The organism is Nocardia cyriacigeorgica (genome assembly GCF_005863245.1).
Taxonomy (GTDB): domain Bacteria; phylum Actinomycetota; class Actinomycetes; order Mycobacteriales; family Mycobacteriaceae; genus Nocardia; species Nocardia cyriacigeorgica_C.
On the sequence record NZ_VBUT01000002.1, the window covers coordinates 13,427 to 29,703 of the forward strand.

Genomic DNA, 16,277 nt, shown 5'->3' on the forward strand with positions numbered 1-16,277 from the left:
CACTACGGCCCAACCATGAAACCCCCGTCCGTCGGCCGGGTCCGTGCTGAAGGGAAAGGAGTCGGCGAGAGTGTTCACCCGCATCGCCATCGTGAACCGGGGTGAGGCCGCCATGCGCCTCATCCACGCCGTCCGAGATCTGGCCGCGGCTACCGCGCAGCAGATCGAAACCGTCGCGCTCTACACCGACGTCGACCGCACCGCCACGTTCGTGCGCGAAGCCGATATCGCCTATGACCTCGGCCCCGCGTCCGCGCGGCCGTACCTCGACCTGAAGGCCCTCGAACGCGCCCTGCGGGCGACCAAGGCCGACGCCGCCTGGGTGGGCTGGGGCTTCGTCGCCGAAGATCCGGCCTTCGCCGAACTGTGCGAGCAGATCGGCGTCACGTTCATCGGCCCGAGCCCGGACGCGATGCGCAAGCTCGGCGACAAGATCGGCGCGAAACTCATCGCCGAAGAGGTCGGCGTGCCGGTCGCGCCGTGGAGCCGCGGCGCCGTCGAGTCCGTGGAGGCGGCCGTGGCGGCCGCGGCCGAGATCGGCTACCCGCTGATGCTGAAGGCCACCGCGGGCGGCGGTGGACGTGGCATCCGCAAGATCAACGACGAAGCCGAGCTCGTCGACGCCTACGAACGCACCAGCCAGGAGGCCGCGCGCGCCTTCGGCAGCGGCGTGGTCTTCCTGGAGCGCCTGGTCACCGGCGCCCGGCACGTCGAGGTCCAGGTGATCGCCGACGGCCAGGGCACGGCGTGGGCGCTCGGCGTGCGCGACTGCTCGGTGCAGCGGCGCAACCAGAAGATCATCGAGGAATCGGCCTCGCCGGTGCTGAGCCCGGAGCAGACCGCCGAGCTCAAGGCCTCGGCCGAGCGGCTCGCGGTGGCGGTCGGCTACCGCGGCGCTGCCACCGTCGAGTTCCTCTATCACCCCGGTGAACAGCTGTTCGCCTTCCTCGAGGTCAATACCCGCCTCCAGGTCGAGCATCCGATCACCGAATACACGACCGGCTTCGATCTCGTGCACGCGCAGCTGCATGTGGCCTCCGGCGGAAAGCTCGAAGGCGAGCCGCCCGCCGAACGCGGCCACGCCATCGAGGCCCGCCTCAACGCCGAAGATCCCGACCGCGATTTCGCGCCCGCCCCCGGCCGCATCGCGCTGCTCGACCTGCCCGCCGGACCGGGCATCCGCGTCGACACCGGCGTCAGTGAGGGCGACACCATCCCGGCCGACTTCGACTCGATGATCGCCAAGATCATCGCCTACGGCCGCGACCGCGAACAGGCCCTCGGCCGGCTGCGCCGGGCGGTATCGCAGACCCGCGTCATCATCGAGGGCGGCGCCACCAACAAGAGCTTCGTGCTCGACCTGCTCGATCAGCCCGAGGTGATCGACGCCAGCGCCGACACCGGCTGGATCGACCGGGTGCGCGGCGAGGGCCGGCTGGTCTCGCAGCGGCATTCGGCCGTCGCGCTGGCCGCCGCCGCGATCGAGGCCTATGAGGAAGAGGAGCGCGCCGAACGGCATCGGCTGCTGTCCACGGCCTCCGGCGGGCGCCCGCAGGTGCAGCACGAGAGCGGCCGCCCGCTCGATCTGAAGCTGCGTGGCGTCGGATACCGGGTGCGGGTGGCGCGCATCGGCGCGCACCGGTTCCGCATCGGCATCGAGGCGGGCAGCGATATCCGCACCGCCGACGTCGACCTGGAACGTTTCGACCAGCACACCGGGCAGATCGTCGTCAACGGCATCCGCTACCGCCTGGTCCTCGGCACCCACGGTCCGGTCCACCTGGTCGACGTCGACGGGGTGACCCACCGGGTCAGCCGCGATGAGGGCGGCGTCGTCCGCTCGCCCGCCCCCGCCCTGGTGGTCGCGACCCCGCTGCAGGTCGGCGACGAGGTCGAGGCGGGTGCCCCGGTACTGGTGCTGGAGAGCATGAAGATGGAAACGGTGCTGCGCGCGCCGTTCCGGGCCCGGCTCAAGGAATGCTCGGTGTCGGTCGGCACCCAGGTCGAGGCCGGTGCGCCGATGCTGCGGCTGGAGCCGCTGGCCGACGCCGCCGAGGCCGTCGAAGCCACCGCGAACGCGCCGGTGGAGATCGACCTGCCCGCGGGCCCGGCCGGCACCCGGCCGCAGGAGCGGCTGGTGCGTGGCCAGCAGGACATGCGCAGCCTGCTGCTCGGCTTCGACGTCGACCCGCACGACGACCGTCGCGTGATCGAGGACTACCTCGCCGCGCGCCGCGAAGCCATCGCCGACAACCGCAGGCCGCTGGCCGAGGAACTCGAGCTGATCGAGGTGTTCGCCGACCTCGCCGAGCTGAGCCACAACCGCACCTTCGGTGATGACGGCGGCCAGGCGCATGTGCACAGCGCCCGCGAGTACTTCCACACCTACCTGCAGAGCCTCGACGTCGAGCGGGCCGGGCTGCCCGAGTCGTACCGGACCAAGCTGGCCAGGGCGCTCGGTCATTACGGCGTCACCGAGCTGGATCGCACGCCCGACCTCGAGGCCGCGGTGTTCCGCATCTTCCTCGCCCAGCAGCGTCCGTCCGACACCGTCATGGTGATCACCACCCTGCTGCGCGAATGGCTCGGCGAGCCGGTGCCGGACGCGGCGCTGCGCGAGCCGGTGGGCCTGGCGCTGGAGCGGCTGGTGGCCGCGACGCAGGTGCGTTTCCCGGTGATCGCCGACCTCACCCGCGGCCTGGTCTACGCCTGGTACGGCCAGCCGCTGCTGCGCCGCAACCGCGCCCGCGTGTACGCCAATGTGCGCAAGCACCTGAGCTACCTGGACGCCAACCCGCAGGCTCCGGACCGGGCCGAGCGGCTCGCCGAGATGGTGCGTAGCACCGAACCGCTGGTGCGGCTGCTCGGCCAGCGGCTCGAGCGCGGCAGTGCCGACAACACCGTCATGCTCGAGGTGCTGACCAGGCGCTACTACGGCAACAAGGATCTGGTCGACGTCCGGAACCAGGTAGCGGGCGGCTGCACCTTCGTCATCGCCGAACGCCGCGGGCTGAGGCTGGTTTCGGCCGCGGTGAGCTTCGACGATCTCGGGTCGGTGCTGGCCGGTCTCGCCGAACTCGCCGGTGGTGCCGCCTCCATCGAGGCCGACATCTATCTGTCCTGGGAGCGGCAGCCGGAGGACTTCGACGAGATGGCCGCGGCCTTGCAGGAAGTGCTCAGCGCACAACCGCTGCCGAACCAGGTGCACCGCATCACCGCTACGGTCGCCGGAAGCGGCGGTGCGGTGATGCACCACCACTTCACCTACCGTCCGTCGGCCACCGGAATGGACGAGGAACGCCTCATCCGTGGTCTGCACCCCTACATCGCCGAGCGGATGCAGCTGAAGCGGCTGCGCAAGTTCGACCTGACGCGCTTGCCGTCCTCGGACGAAGAGGTGTACCTGTTCCGCTGCGTGGCGAAGGAGAACGCCTCCGACGAGCGGCTCATCGCCTTCACCCAGGTGCGTGACCTGGCCGCGCTGCGCGAACACGACGGCAGGCTGCTCGCCCTGCCGACCGCGGAGAGCACCCTCGCGGCCTGTGTGGACGGCATCCGGCGCGCGCAGTCGCTGCGTGGCTCGGGCAACCGGCTGCACACCAACCGCATCGTGATGTACATCTGGCCGCCGCTGGATCTCACCGAGTCGGAGCTGGCGACGATCGTCGAACGCGTGGAGCCGACCACCGCGGGCGCCGGGCTGGAAGAGATCCTGCTCATCGCGCGCCGCCCCGACCCGGAGACCGGCGAGCTGGTCAAGATCGTCGTGCGGATCGGTTTCGACGCTCCCGGCTGGACCCAGGTCACCGTCGGCGAACGGACCGACGACCCGGTCGAGCCGATCGACGAATACCGGCAGAAGGTGCTGCGCGCCGCGGCCCGCAACACCGTCTACCCGTACGAGCTCACCGGTCTGCTCGGCGACTTCGCCGAGTACGACCTCGACGACAACCACGCGCTCGTTCCGGTCGACCGGCCCAAGGGCCGCAATACCGCGGCCATCGTCGCCGGTGTGGTCACCTCGCCGACCGAACGGCACCCGCAGGGCGTCACCCGGGTGGTGCTGCTCGGCGACCCGACCAAATCGCTCGGCGCGCTGTCGGAGCCGGAATGCCGCCGGGTGATCGCCGCGCTGGATCTGGCCGAGCAGATGCAGGTGCCGCTGGAGTGGTACGCCCTGTCCTCGGGTGCGCGGATCTCCATGAAGTCCGGTACCGAGAACATGGACTGGGTGGCGGCCGCGCTCAAGCGCATCGTCGAATTCACCCAGGACGGCGGTGAGATCAATATCGTCGTCGCCGGCATCAATGTCGGTGCGCAGCCGTACTGGAACGCCGAAGCGACCATGCTCATGCACACCAAGGGCATCCTGGTGATGACCCCCGATTCGGCGATGGTGCTCACCGGCAAGCAGGCGCTGGACTTCTCCGGCGGTGTGTCGGCCGAGGACAACTTCGGTATCGGCGGATACGACCGGGTGATGGGTCCCAACGGTCAGGCGCAGTACTGGGCGCCGAACCTGGCTGCGGCACAGGAAATCCTGATGTCGCACTACGACCACACCTACATCGCACCGGGCGAGCAGGCGCCACGACGGGCACCGACCACCGATCCCTTCGATCGCGACATCTCCGGCTACCCGCACACCATGGCCGACAGCGACTTCACCACCGTCGGCGAGATCTTCTCCACCGCCGCGAACCCGGATCGCAAGAAGCCCTTCGATATCCGCACGGTCATGCGGGCACTGGCGGACCAGGACCACCCGGTGCTGGAACGGTGGGCCGGCATGGCGGACGCGGAGACGGCCGTCGTGCAGGACGCGCACCTCGGCGGAATCCCGGTGTGCCTGCTCGGCATCGAGTCGCGCAGCATCCCGCGGCGCGGCTTCCCGTCCACCGACGGCCCGGACACCTACACCGCGGGCACGCTGTTCCCGCGGTCGTCGAAGAAGGCCGCGCGGGCGATCAACGCGGCCAGCGGCAACCGTCCGCTGGTGGTGCTGGCGAACCTGTCGGGCTTCGACGGTTCACCGGAGTCGATGCGCAAGCTGCAGCTGGAGTACGGCGCCGAGATCGGCCGCGCGATCGTCAACTTCCGTGGCCCGATCGTGTTCTGCGTGATCTCGCGCTATCACGGCGGTGCGTTCGTGGTGTTCTCCAAGGCGCTCAACCCGAACATGACGGTGCTGGCGCTGGAGGGCTCGTTCGCCTCGGTGCTCGGTGGCGCACCGGCCGCCGCGGCCGTGTTCTCCGGTGAGGTGAACGCGCGCACCGCCGCCGATCCGCGCATCCAGGATCTGGAGACGCGCGCCGCCAACTCCTCGGGCACCGACCGCGCCGAGCTGACCGCCGAACTCGATGAGCTGCGGTCCTCGGTGCGGGCGGAGAAGCTCGGCGATGTGGCAGCGGAGTTCGACAAGGTACACAACATCCACCGCGCCGTCGAGGTGGGTTCGGTGGACGCGGTGATCCGCGCCGCCGAAATGCGCCCGCGCATCATCGAAGCGATCGAGGCGCGCCTGGGAAGCTGATCGGACCGGCCGCTGATCGGCGGCCGGGCCGAGCGGACCGACGGTGGTCAGGCCGAAGCGGGCCTGACCACCGTCGTCGTTTCCAGGCACGACGGCGACCGCCGGCTGCGCCGACACTCGTTGCGCGGCCCGTGCGGGGTCGTGATGCCGCGCTACCGACGCACCACGGCAGCAGCCTGCGGGCGCAAGCACGAACTCACGCGGGCAGGGTTTCGCGTCCGGATGCGGCGCCGCACCGGGTCGCTGCCTGTGATAGCCGCCTCGGCCCAGCTGGTCGCGGCCACGCGGACGAATTCCGTGCCCTCGGGCGTGGTCGGGAAGGTCAAGCCCCTCGTTCGGATCGACCGTCGGAGGTCAGGCTGCGTCGTGCTTCTCGAATCGGGCAACGAACCGCATCTCGAGTGCGTGCGCCAGCCGTTCGAGCATTCCGATCGTGGGTGTACCGCCTCCGGCCTCGAGCCGCGAGACATCGGGCTGACGCAATCCCGCGCGTTCCGCAACCGCGGTCTGGGTCAAGCCCAATTCCAGCCTGCGTTCGCGAATGGCGTTGGCGAACTCGATTGCCAACCTCGCCTCTTCGCGTCCTGCGTCGTACTCGACGGCGTTGAACCCGGGGCGTTCGACTCGCTCACGACGCAGGTCATCCATGGACGTGTGATCAGCCATCACCAGTCACCTTCTCTCTCGAAACTGATTCGGGCATGGTCGTGCTCGGCTTCGCATACCTTGCGGAGCGCCTTCGCACGCTCTACTTCCATGACCTCCCGCATCCGAGTCTTGCGGAAAACCGTCAATAGGATTACTCGACGGCCGGGTGCGAGCCAGTATGTGATGCGCATCTCCCGCGGATGTAAGTGGAACCGCAGTTCGCGAACATGGTCGCCAAGGTTGCGCGACCACGGTTCGCCGAGCGTAGCCGCGTGCTCGGCCAGCATGCCTACGTATTCGTCGACGCGACCGAAATCTCGATCAGAAAGCGAGCGCAGCCAGTCGGCGACCTCGGGTTCGATCTCGACCGAATACAAAGACATAGCATCAATCCTATATAGGATTGATGCTATGTCCAATGCCTGCGCATTTCAGGTATTCGTGCTCGGACTCGCCCGGTGTGACGATCCTGTCGGCCTGGTCAGTCGAAACTGCAGCCCGACACGGGTTTCCCGGCGAGGCGATCGAGCAGGTAGGTGATCGCGTTGTCGGGTCCGAAGCCGTCGATGATCTCGGGCCCGAAGTGATTGCCGAAGGTGGTGCCAGGAGCGATGGGCGGTAGGTCGTTGGTGCGGAAGGTGACTGTCGCGCCCTTGGCGCACCAGTCCTGTGCCAGTTGGCGGCCCTGCTCGTAGGGGACGGTGTCGTCGTTGCGGCCGTGGGTGATGAAGACCGGGCTGGTGGGGGTGAGGCTGCCGATGCGCTGCTCGCGCAGGATACGGTCGGCCGCGGGTAGCTCGCGCAGGTGGTCGAGCAGCGGCCTGCCGTCGACGGTCATATCGGCGGTCCTGGTGAACGGGTGCGTGGCGATGATGTCGGCGATGCATTTGGTGCGCACGCTGTCGAGCAGGGCGCGACCGGCCGGTGTGGTGAGTTCGTCGACGATCGTGCGCAGTTCGGGGTAGCGATCGGTGAAACCATTGATCGCGAACCCGATGGCGGCGCCGATCAGATTGCCGTCGATCTGACCGACCACCTGCATCAGATCGGCCGTCGGCGCACCGGCCCACGTGCCCTTCAGGTTCAGCTCGGGCGCATAGCTCGGCTGCATTTCCGCGGCCGCCGCGGCCGCTCCACCGCCCTGCGAGTAGCCCCAGATGGCAAGCGGCGTCGCGGATCCGCTGCCGGCCAGGGTGTTGGCGGCGCGGGCGGCGTCGAGCACGGCGTGCGCCTGTTCGATCCGGTTGGCGTAGGTGTGCACGCCCGGCGTGCCGAGCCCGATGTAATCGGTGACGAATACCCGCGCCCCCAGCGCATTCCACGCCGCGGCCGACATCGATTCCTGATTCGCCGACAGCGACACCGGGTCAGTGCTGACGTGCATCCCGGTGCTGAAGGCCAGCGACAGCGCGCACTGATCGCCCTGCCCGACGGTGCCGGGCGCAATGACGATGGTCGGACGTTCGCCCGCGCCGCGCCACGGCTGGGTCGCGTCGATGAAGGTTCCGGTGACGGGCACCGGGACATCGTCCTGGGTGCGCGAGCTGAACATGACCCGCTGCGCCCGCACCGGCCAGCCCTCGGTGCCCGGCGTCATCAGCAACAGCGGCATCGGCTCGGTCTTGACGATCGCGCCACGCTCGGCGGGAATGTCGGCCGGTGGTGTGTAGAAGTCGGGCACGGCGGGGGCGGTCGCGGCGGTGTAGATGCCCGCCGCGGCGCTCAGGCAGGCGATCACGCCCGCGGTGATGGTCTGCCTGATGCGTCCGTATCGTCGACGAGCCGGGTGCCGGCCGTGGTGCTGTGGCTGCATGGGTCTTCTTTCTGAGGCAGGCGCCCTCGGCTGCCTGCGCGATAGCCTGAACCGCTGGGTCGCGGTGCGGCGTCGCGGATTTCGGCGAGTGGTGGGCCGATCCCCCCGGCGACGCGCAGTGGATCGCCGCGCCCATCGGCCCATGTCGCGGGTCCGGGATGTGGTGCGGCTCACGAGAGGGTAACACGGTTACCCACGACTGGTAACCCCGTTACCATCCGTCCGGGTTACTGTCACCAAGGTGGGTAGCGGGCGAGAAGCCGAGATATCGGCACAGATCATCGCGGTCGTGCTCGACGTGCTCGAGTCCGACGGATACGACGCGGTGCAACTGCGGCTCATCGCCCGTCGCGCGCACGTCTCGCTCGCGACCGTCTACAAACTCTTCCCGACCCGCGACGAGCTGATCGTCTCGGCGGTCGAGCGGTGGATGGCCGAGAACACCTATAAGGAAATGACGCCACTGCCCGCCGACGTCACCGTCCGCGACGGGCTGACGATGGTGCTGCGCACGGTCTTCGAGCCGTGGGAGCGCAACCCCAGAATGCTCGAGGCCTACCACCGCGCCCGCCTCGGCCCCGGCGGCCAGCGCCTCGACACCCAGGGTTTCAACGCGGTGCTGCCGATCGCGCTCGGTCTGCTCAGCGATCTCGACCCGATCTACGCCGAGGACGTCGCGCTGATCATGACCAATATGACGTTGGCGCTGATCGGCGCGTTCGCCATCGGGTCGATCGCGATCACCGACATCCTGCCCACCCTCGAACGCACCATCTACCGGTTGACCGCCGACAACGAAAGCGCGGCCCTCGGCCGGAAATCCCCCGCGCACCACGGTGAGGGCGCCTGATCCGAGATCAGTAACGATTCGATGGAGAACCCTCGCCCGGATGGAACAGCCCGACCCAGCTGGCAAACTCGAGGAGTGAATTCGGCACTGCGCACACGGACGGGCACCGTCACCGAACCCGCGGCGGCGCGGGGAGTAGGAGCGGGCATGCTGCGATGGGGGTGGCGGCTGGTCGCTGGGGTGGTGCTGGTGGGAACGGTGCTGGTGTTCGGCACGGCGTTCCGGGTGTGGCAGGTGGCGCGGATCGACGATTACCGCAAGGCCGACGCCATCGTGGTGCTCGGCGCCGCCCAGTATTCCGGCACACCGTCGTCGGTGTTCGAGGCCAGGCTCGATCAGGCCTACGACCTGTTCGAGGCCGGGGTCGCACCGCGGGTGATCACCGTCGGCGGAAAACAGGAGGGGGATCTGTATACCGAGGCCGCATCGGGGAAGAACTACCTGATGGACCGAGGCATACCCGCCGACCGGATCCTCGCCGTGGAGACCGGATCGGACACCCTGCGCAGCGTCGAAGCCGTCGCCACCGCCATGCGCGCCCGCGACATGTCGTCGGCGGTGCTCGTCAGCGACCCGTGGCATTCGCTGCGCACCCGCACCATGGCCCGCGACGCCGGCCTGGACGCCTGGACCGCGCCCACCCGCACCGGCCCCGCCGTCTACACCAGGGAATCGCAGGCTCACGGCATCTTCCGGGAGACGTTCGCGCTGCTGTGGTATCAGCTCACCCACTTCTCCGCCGACTTCAGCTACACCGCGGGGCAGTGACATGAGTGCCGACGGCTACAGCGCGCACGACCGCGAACGCCTGGTCCTGGAGGGCCCGAAAACCGCCGGCCTCACCAGCGACGGCAACGGCCATCGCAGCGACTTCTCCCGCGACCGCGCCCGCGTCCTGCATTCGGCCGCGCTGCGCAGGCTGGCCGACAAAACCCAGGTCATGGGCCCACGCGACGGTGACACCCCGCGCACCCGGCTCACCCATTCGATCGAGGTGGCCCAGATCGGCCGCGGCATCGCCGACGGCCTCGGCTGCGACCCCGACCTGGTCGATCTGGCCGGGCTGGCCCACGACATCGGCCATCCGCCCTACGGCCACAACGGCGAGCAGGCCCTCGACATCTGGGCAGACCGGTACGGCGGATTCGAGGGCAACGCCCAGAACCTGCGCATCCTCACCCGCCTCGAACCCAAGGTGCTCGAGGCCGACGGCACCAGCGCGGGCCTCAACCTCACCAGGGCTGCGCTCGACGCCGCCATCAAATACCCCTGGCAGCGCACCGGTTCCGGCACCAAGTTCGGCGCCTACGACATCGACGCCGACCGGCTGGCATGGGTCCGCAAGGGCGCTCCGCCGCGCCGTCAGACCCTGGAATGCCAGATCATGGACTGGTCCGACGACGTCGCCTATTCGGTGCACGACGTCGAGGACGGCATCATCGCCGGGCGCATCGACCTGCGCGCGCTGGCCGACCGGGTCGAGCAGCGCGCGCTCGCCGAGATGGGTCATGTGCATCACCGGTCGCTGTCGGTCGACGATCTGGTGGCCGCGGCGCAGCGGCTCTCGGAGCTGCCGGTGGTGCGCCGGGTGTTCACCTACGACGGCTCGCTCACCGATTCGGTCGCGTTGAAGCGGCTGACCAGTGAACTCGTCGGCCGGTTCGCCACCGCGGCGGTGGTCGACACCCGCCGCGTCGCCGGGCCGGGGCCGCTCACCCGATACGCCGCCGACCTGGAGATTTCGCCGATCGTGGCCGCCGAAGTCGCCATCCTCAAAACGGTGGCGCTGCGCTACGTCATGTCCGATCCCGATCACAAACTGCGGCAGGCCGCTCAGCGCGACCGCATCACCGCCGTCGCCGAGAGCCTGCTGGCGGACGCGCCGGCCGGTCTCGATCCGCTGCTGCTGCCGTGGTGGGACGCCGCCGCCGACGACACCGGGCGGGTGCGGGTGATCGTCGACCAGATCGCCTCCTACACCGAGAGCCGTTTGGAGCGGATCGCCGCCCGGCTCGGGCAGTGAGGGTGCGGCCATTGCGCTGCTCCACTCGGCTCGCGCACAGCTCGGCCCGTCTCGAACGGTGCGAGTGCTGATCGCGACCCGCCCGAGGCCGGTGAGAGCAGCGACGGCTCCGCGGCCCGGGTCCGGCGCCGCCCGCTAGACTTCAACAGTGCCCGGACGAATCCCAGATCGCGATATCGCTGCGATACGCGAACGCGTCCGGATCGAGGACGTGGTGGGCGAGTACGTCGCGCTCAAGCGGGGCGGCGCCGACTCGATGAAGGGCCTGTGCCCATTCCACGACGAGAAGTCACCGTCGTTCCATGTGCGGCCCAACCACGGCCTGTTCCACTGCTTCGGCTGCGGTGAGGGCGGCGACGTCTACGCCTTCATCCAGAAGATCGAGCACGTCGGTTTCGTCGAGGCCGTCGAGCAGCTCGCCGACAAGGTCGGCTACCAGATCAACTACGAGGGCGGCGGCACCTCGGTCCAGCGCGACCGCGGCACCCGCGCCCGGCTGGTCGCCGCCAACGCCGCGGCCCACGAGTTCTATATGGCCAGGCTGCGCGAACCCGAAGCCGAAGCCGCGCGCGCCTACCTCACCGAACGCAATTTCGATGCCGCCGCCGCCGCTCAATTCGGCTGCGGTTACGCCCCCGCGGGCTGGGACACCCTCACCAAGTACCTGATGCGCAAAGGCTTCGAGTTCAAGGAACTCGAAGCGGCGGGCCTGTCCAGGGAGGGACGGCGCGGCCCGATCGACCGCTTCCACCGGCGGCTGCTCTGGCCCATCCGCAACTTGGCCGGCGAGGTCATCGGCTTCGGTGCCCGCAAGCTCTTCGACGACGACACCATGCCGGGTAAGTACGTCAACACCCCGGAAACGGTGCTGTACAAGAAGTCTCAGGTGTTGTTCGGGCTCGATCACGCCAAACGTGAGATCGCCAAGGGACATCAGGCGGTGGTCGTCGAGGGCTACACCGACGTCATGGCCATGCATCTGGCCGGCGTGAAAACCGCTGTCGCGGCGTGCGGTACGGCTTTCGGTGACGACCACCTGGCCATCCTGCGCCGCCTGCTCATGGACGACAACTTCTGGCGCGGCGAGATCATCTTCACCTTCGACGGTGACGCGGCGGGCCAGGCGGCCGCGCTCAAGGCCTTCCTCAACGATCAGAAGGTCGCCGCCCAGATCTATGTCGCCACCACACCCGACGGCCAGGATCCGTGCGAGCTGCGCCAGCATTCCGGCGACGCCGCCCTGCGCGATGTGGTCGCCAAACGCCGCCTGCTGTTCGAATTCGCCCTCGACAGCGAGATCGAGAAGCGCAAGGACCCGCGAATCAACGACCTGACCCGCGACGGCCAGGTCGAGGTGCTGCGCTGGGGTGTGCCGCTGGTGGCGCAGATCAAAGACCATGGCCGGCGCAAGCGTTATGCCACCGACCTGGCCGATCGCACCGGCTGGCTGGATGTGCAGACCGTCTACCGCCGCGTCGAGGAAGAAGCCAAACGCCTGCGCACCGGCGGCGCGGCCTCCGGTTCCGCACGTCGTCCGCGCGAGCAGAACGGCACGACCGAGGCTCCGGTGGCGCGCCCGAATCCGAACGATCCGACGCTGCTGCCGCAACGCCAGGCCCTCGCGGCCGGGCTGCAATACCCGTCCATCGCGGGCCCGTCGTTCGACGCATTGGAAACCGAGGCCTTCACCCACCCCGCCTACGTGACCATCCGCACCCTCATCGCCGAGGCCGGTGGCACCGCGGCGGGCCTGGTGGGCGCCGAATGGGTCGGCGCGGTATCCGACCGCACCGACGACCTCACCGTGCGCGCGCTGATCTCCGAACTGGCGAGCGAGCCGCTGCCGGTGAAGTCGGCCGACGACATTCCGCGCTTCATCACCGGCGTCCTGGCCCGGGCCCAGGAGGGCTTCGTCGGCCGCCAGATCGCCGAACTGAAATCGAAACTGCACCGGGTGTCGTCCACCGAACAATCGGAGGCCTACCTGGCGCTGTTCGGTGACCTGGTGGCATTGGAGCAGTACCGCAAGAGTCTGCTCGAGCAGGCCATGGGCAATTCGGACGACTTCGCCCCGCACTGAGCGCCCTTACCGCAGTAACGAACACGCCGCCCCGAATGATCAACTCGGCAAGTCGGGTTCGTAACCAATGGCGGGAGACCTGGGATGAAACGAGCGTTGTTCGCGGGCCTGGCGGTCGTTGTGGCCATCGGAGTATCGGGCTGTGGTGAGGACGGCTCCACATCGTCGGCGGAAGCGACGGCGTCCACAGCCCAGCCGAGCACGGCGGCGCCCACGGGCGTGCAGCAGCCGATCGCACCCGGTGAACCGGACCCCGGCCGGCCGTCCGGTGAACCGGCCGGCGGCGAGACCATCCTGCCCTCCCGCGACGACGCCACCGTCGACGCCCGCGACTTCCAGCAGGGCAACTACTTCTACTTCCAGTCACCGACCGGAAACATCATGTGCGGCTTCATCAATGAGGGCGAACTCGGCACCGGCTGCCAGCTCGGCACGACCGAAGTGGTGCCACCGGAGCTGTCCGACTGCGACACCAGCCGCGCCGATCGCGCCGTGGCGGCGCAGGTCCTCGGCGGCGCGGCGCGGTTCATGTGCGTGAATCAGGGGTTCTTCGTCGGTTCACCCACCGACGGCTCTCGTAAAGGCGGTGGGAACGTGCTCGAGTACGGGGAGACGATCATCGTCCGCGGCACCGCGTGCACGTCGATGCCCAACGGCGTCCGCTGCGATCAGGCCGGGCACGGCTTCATGATCGCCGCGGACCGGCAATACCTGTTCTGACGAGAGTGGTCAGCGCCGGAGCTGATCGTGCGGCACCAGCACGGTGGTGCGCTCGTCGATCGGCTCCATCGGCTCCAAGGCCGGCCGCGTGCTGAGCTTGTCCGACAGCTTCTGCCTGCTCACCTGGACGAGCTTGCGGGTGACCGGGCTCCCCGTGACCGCGCGAGTGGCCGCGCTGATCTGCTCATAGCGCGCCCGCCCGGCCTTGCTGCCGAGCACATACCCGGCCGCGATGCCGATCATCAACCGCAGCATCTGTTCGAGCTCCTCCCGTTCGCCTGTCCGCGGCCTACATCCTGCCCGACACCCACCACCCCTGTCGATCCGCCCACCCCCAGACTCCCCGCTCAGAGCCCCCTCCACCCCCTCTGACGACACGATTTGGGCCCCCGCCCACCCATACGCTAAAGTTTCACCTCGGCTCGCCCAGTACAGGAAGAGCCCACAGGATAGTCCCCTATAGCTCAATTGGCAGAGCAGCCGACTGTTAATCGGCAGGTTTCTGGTTCGAGTCCAGATGGGGGAGCCTAGAAAAGCCCTCCACCAGCGCAAGCAGGTGGAGGGCTTTTTCGTTGTCCGAGGAAATCACCCGGAATCCGCTACTTTCCTACTACAAACGATCCGCTACTTTCCCTCGGCGAACTGGTCGAGAGCCTTTCGGGCGTCCGGTCCGACTGTCCGTCGTTCGAGGTAGTGGCGTTCCGTGGTCGCGAGTTTTGCATTCGACAGCTGAGCTTGCGCATCGGCCGGGCCGAGGTTGTCCCGAACTGGGAGGACGATGTACTGGTCGATCGCGAGACGACCGTGGTCCCCGCCGACGATGATGTGGCCGGCCTACTCGGCGTCGATCCAGGCACCGAGGTTGAGCACATCGTGACGACGGCTTCCGAGCTCGGTGGCGATTGTGCCCTGGGGATTCCTGCGGTCGTCGTCTTCGACGACGCGGACCTTGCCTCGTCCACGGATGCGCTCGACCCCGCCGACGGTGCGGATGGTGCGGCGTTTGCGGTCGTACAAATCCCATGCCGGCCCCAGTACCCGGGGCCGCGCTGAACCCGCTGTTGCGCAAACACTATGGAGCGACGGCCTATGGATCTCCCAAGTCCATGAAGGCGGAACTGAGCCGATTCCATCACAATTGCTGGCGAGGGGTCGTGTCGTCCCGCCGCTCGAGCTGGGGCTTGCACGCAGTGTGTCTACGCGCGGGTGGCTGCGCCTGCGCCCGATGACCGTCGGACAGGAGTCGACGAACTATCGCAACGAGCTTGCCGGGCGAACTCACGGGCTGCTCCGTGAAATGCGATATGGGACGGGTGGCTACATGTGCGCGTCGCCGGTATCGGCGACCAGCGGGAGGATTTCGCGTTGTGCATGACGCGTGCTCTGCTCCGCACGGTCGGGGTCACCCGCGCAGATCGCGTCGATCAGATCGGTGAGCCGGCCGAGTATCCGGGCGCCGATCTCCGGTGACCAGTGGTCCGGGAACGGCGGTTTGGCGACCGTCGCCGTCGCGACGTGGTTGTCGAGCTCGACGAGAAGCCGGTTGCCGGTCAGGTCGCTGATCGCGGTGTTGAAGGCCATGATCGCGGGCGTGCACTCATCGTAGGATTCCGCGTGCGTCAGCTCCGGTCCTGCGGTCGCGAGCAGCTCGCGCAAACGCTCGGCGTCGGCCGGGGTGCAGCGGGCAGCGGCCAGACGCGCGATGCGCTGTTGGAGCATGGCGCGCACTTCGATCGCCTCGCGCACCGTTGCGTGAGCGATGCGGTCCTGCATGGGGAATTTCAGCGGGCTGGCCGAGCGTACGTAAGTGCCGTCGCCGGCGCGGGCTTCGAGCATGCGGACGTGGATGAGCGACCGCACAGCTTCGCGGACTGTGGAACGGCTCACTCCGAGTGCCTGAACGAGTTCCGGCTCCGTGGGGATCTTGTGGCCGACGGGCCAGTCGCCGGCGACGATCCGGGCTTGCAGTTCGTCGGCTACCTGCTGCGACAGGGTGGCCACCCGTGTCGGCTTGCCTATGTCAACCACATTGGACCTTTTCGCATCCGGCGTCGGTGTCGCCGTTGACAATCATCGGATCTTTGCAGTCTACTGGTGCAGTCTCGACATCTGGCAAATCCATGGTTATTCATCTGTCCGGCCGGTGCTGTGCTCGAAAATTCCGGCCCGGGAAGGAATCTCATCATGAAACGCTCGATTCTGTGTTCGTTCGTCGCGGGTGTCGGCCTTGCGGCGTCGGGATTGTTCCTTGCCCCCGCCGCGTCCGCGTATCCGGTCGGACCGTGGGGCGTGGAGGGCCCGTGTGCGGGCAAAGCTCCCGCGGAGTGCCCGATGAGTCCCTCGGAAGACGGTCTCACCTGGGCCTGGCACGGTGACGGCTGGAACTACGACAAGACCGGGGCCTTCGTCTGCATGTCGTCGACCATCTGGTGCAGGCCGTTGATGGTCGCGGTACGAGCCTTGCCGCCGACCCCGATCGGGTCCTGGATCAATCCGGGCTGATCGCCGGGTATCCCCGCGCTCCACGCCGATCGAACCGATAGGAGAAGTCCTTGCATCGAATGCTGACGACCGTTTTCGGAGTCGTTGCCGTGGGCGCCGCGCTGGTCG

13 protein-coding genes and 1 tRNA gene are annotated in these 16,277 nt (G+C 68.3%); 9 read left to right on the forward strand and 5 right to left on the reverse strand.

Going from position 1 to position 16,277, the window contains the following annotated elements:
• The first annotated feature begins 70 nt into the window (after positions 1–70).
• A complete protein-coding gene (locus FEK34_RS03325; protein ID WP_138446407.1) occupies positions 71–5,533 on the forward strand; it encodes a carboxyl transferase domain-containing protein in 5,463 nt (1,820 codons plus the stop codon).
• Positions 5,534–5,887: 354 nt separating this feature from the next.
• Here FEK34_RS03325 and FEK34_RS03335 read toward each other — a convergent pair whose 3' ends face one another.
• From FEK34_RS03335 to FEK34_RS03345, 3 genes are all read right to left on the reverse strand, one after another.
• A complete protein-coding gene (locus tag FEK34_RS03335) occupies positions 5,888–6,199 on the reverse strand; it encodes a helix-turn-helix domain-containing protein (protein ID WP_138446408.1) in 312 nt (103 codons plus the stop codon).
• Positions 6,199–6,564: a type II toxin-antitoxin system RelE/ParE family toxin gene (locus FEK34_RS03340; protein WP_138446409.1), complete on the reverse strand. Its 366-nt coding sequence runs from the start codon at positions 6,562–6,564 to the stop codon at positions 6,199–6,201. Before FEK34_RS03340 ends, FEK34_RS03335 begins: the two co-directional genes overlap by 1 nt.
• A gap of 98 nt (positions 6,565–6,662) precedes the next feature.
• Positions 6,663–7,994, reverse strand: coding sequence for a lipase family protein (locus tag FEK34_RS03345; RefSeq protein WP_171048028.1), 1,332 nt, complete (start codon positions 7,992–7,994; stop codon positions 6,663–6,665).
• Between the two features lie 241 nt (positions 7,995–8,235).
• Between FEK34_RS03345 and FEK34_RS03350 the strand changes: the two genes are divergently transcribed.
• The 5 genes from FEK34_RS03350 (at position 8,236) to FEK34_RS03370 (ending at position 13,667) form a co-directional block, all read left to right on the forward strand.
• A complete protein-coding gene (locus FEK34_RS03350; protein ID WP_249358769.1) occupies positions 8,236–8,844 on the forward strand; it encodes a TetR family transcriptional regulator in 609 nt (202 codons plus the stop codon).
• Between the two features lie 147 nt (positions 8,845–8,991).
• A complete protein-coding gene (locus FEK34_RS03355; protein WP_228821630.1) occupies positions 8,992–9,612 on the forward strand; it encodes a YdcF family protein in 621 nt (206 codons plus the stop codon).
• 1 nt (position 9,613) lies between these two features.
• A complete protein-coding gene (locus tag FEK34_RS03360) occupies positions 9,614–10,867 on the forward strand; it encodes a deoxyguanosinetriphosphate triphosphohydrolase (protein ID WP_138446410.1) in 1,254 nt (417 codons plus the stop codon).
• 148 nt (positions 10,868–11,015) lie between these two features.
• Positions 11,016–12,947 (forward strand): DNA primase, encoded by a 1,932-nt coding sequence (dnaG, locus tag FEK34_RS03365; protein WP_138446411.1) that lies wholly within the window; start codon positions 11,016–11,018, stop codon positions 12,945–12,947.
• An 84-nt stretch (positions 12,948–13,031) separates the two neighbouring features.
• Positions 13,032–13,667, forward strand: coding sequence for a DUF6636 domain-containing protein (locus FEK34_RS03370; RefSeq protein WP_249358770.1), 636 nt, complete (start codon positions 13,032–13,034; stop codon positions 13,665–13,667).
• 9 nt (positions 13,668–13,676) lie between these two features.
• Here FEK34_RS03370 and FEK34_RS03375 read toward each other — a convergent pair whose 3' ends face one another.
• Positions 13,677–13,922: a hypothetical protein gene (locus FEK34_RS03375; protein WP_014349793.1), complete on the reverse strand. Its 246-nt coding sequence runs from the start codon at positions 13,920–13,922 to the stop codon at positions 13,677–13,679.
• 198 nt (positions 13,923–14,120) lie between these two features.
• Here FEK34_RS03375 and FEK34_RS03380 point away from each other — a divergent pair.
• Both FEK34_RS03380 and FEK34_RS03390 read left to right on the forward strand, forming a co-directional pair.
• Positions 14,121–14,193 (forward strand) — tRNA-Asn (locus FEK34_RS03380).
• A 209-nt stretch (positions 14,194–14,402) separates the two neighbouring features.
• Positions 14,403–14,720, forward strand: coding sequence for a hypothetical protein (locus FEK34_RS03390; protein ID WP_138446412.1), 318 nt, complete (start codon positions 14,403–14,405; stop codon positions 14,718–14,720).
• Between the two features lie 264 nt (positions 14,721–14,984).
• Here the strand turns inward: FEK34_RS03390 and FEK34_RS03395 are convergent, their stop codons facing one another.
• Complete coding sequence (locus FEK34_RS03395; protein ID WP_171048030.1) at positions 14,985–15,695, reverse strand: GntR family transcriptional regulator; 711 nt, start codon at positions 15,693–15,695, stop codon at positions 14,985–14,987.
• A 156-nt stretch (positions 15,696–15,851) separates the two neighbouring features.
• Between FEK34_RS03395 and FEK34_RS03400 the strand changes: the two genes are divergently transcribed.
• Positions 15,852–16,169, forward strand: coding sequence for a hypothetical protein (locus tag FEK34_RS03400; RefSeq protein WP_212748690.1), 318 nt, complete (start codon positions 15,852–15,854; stop codon positions 16,167–16,169).
• The last annotated feature ends 108 nt before the right edge of the window (positions 16,170–16,277 follow it).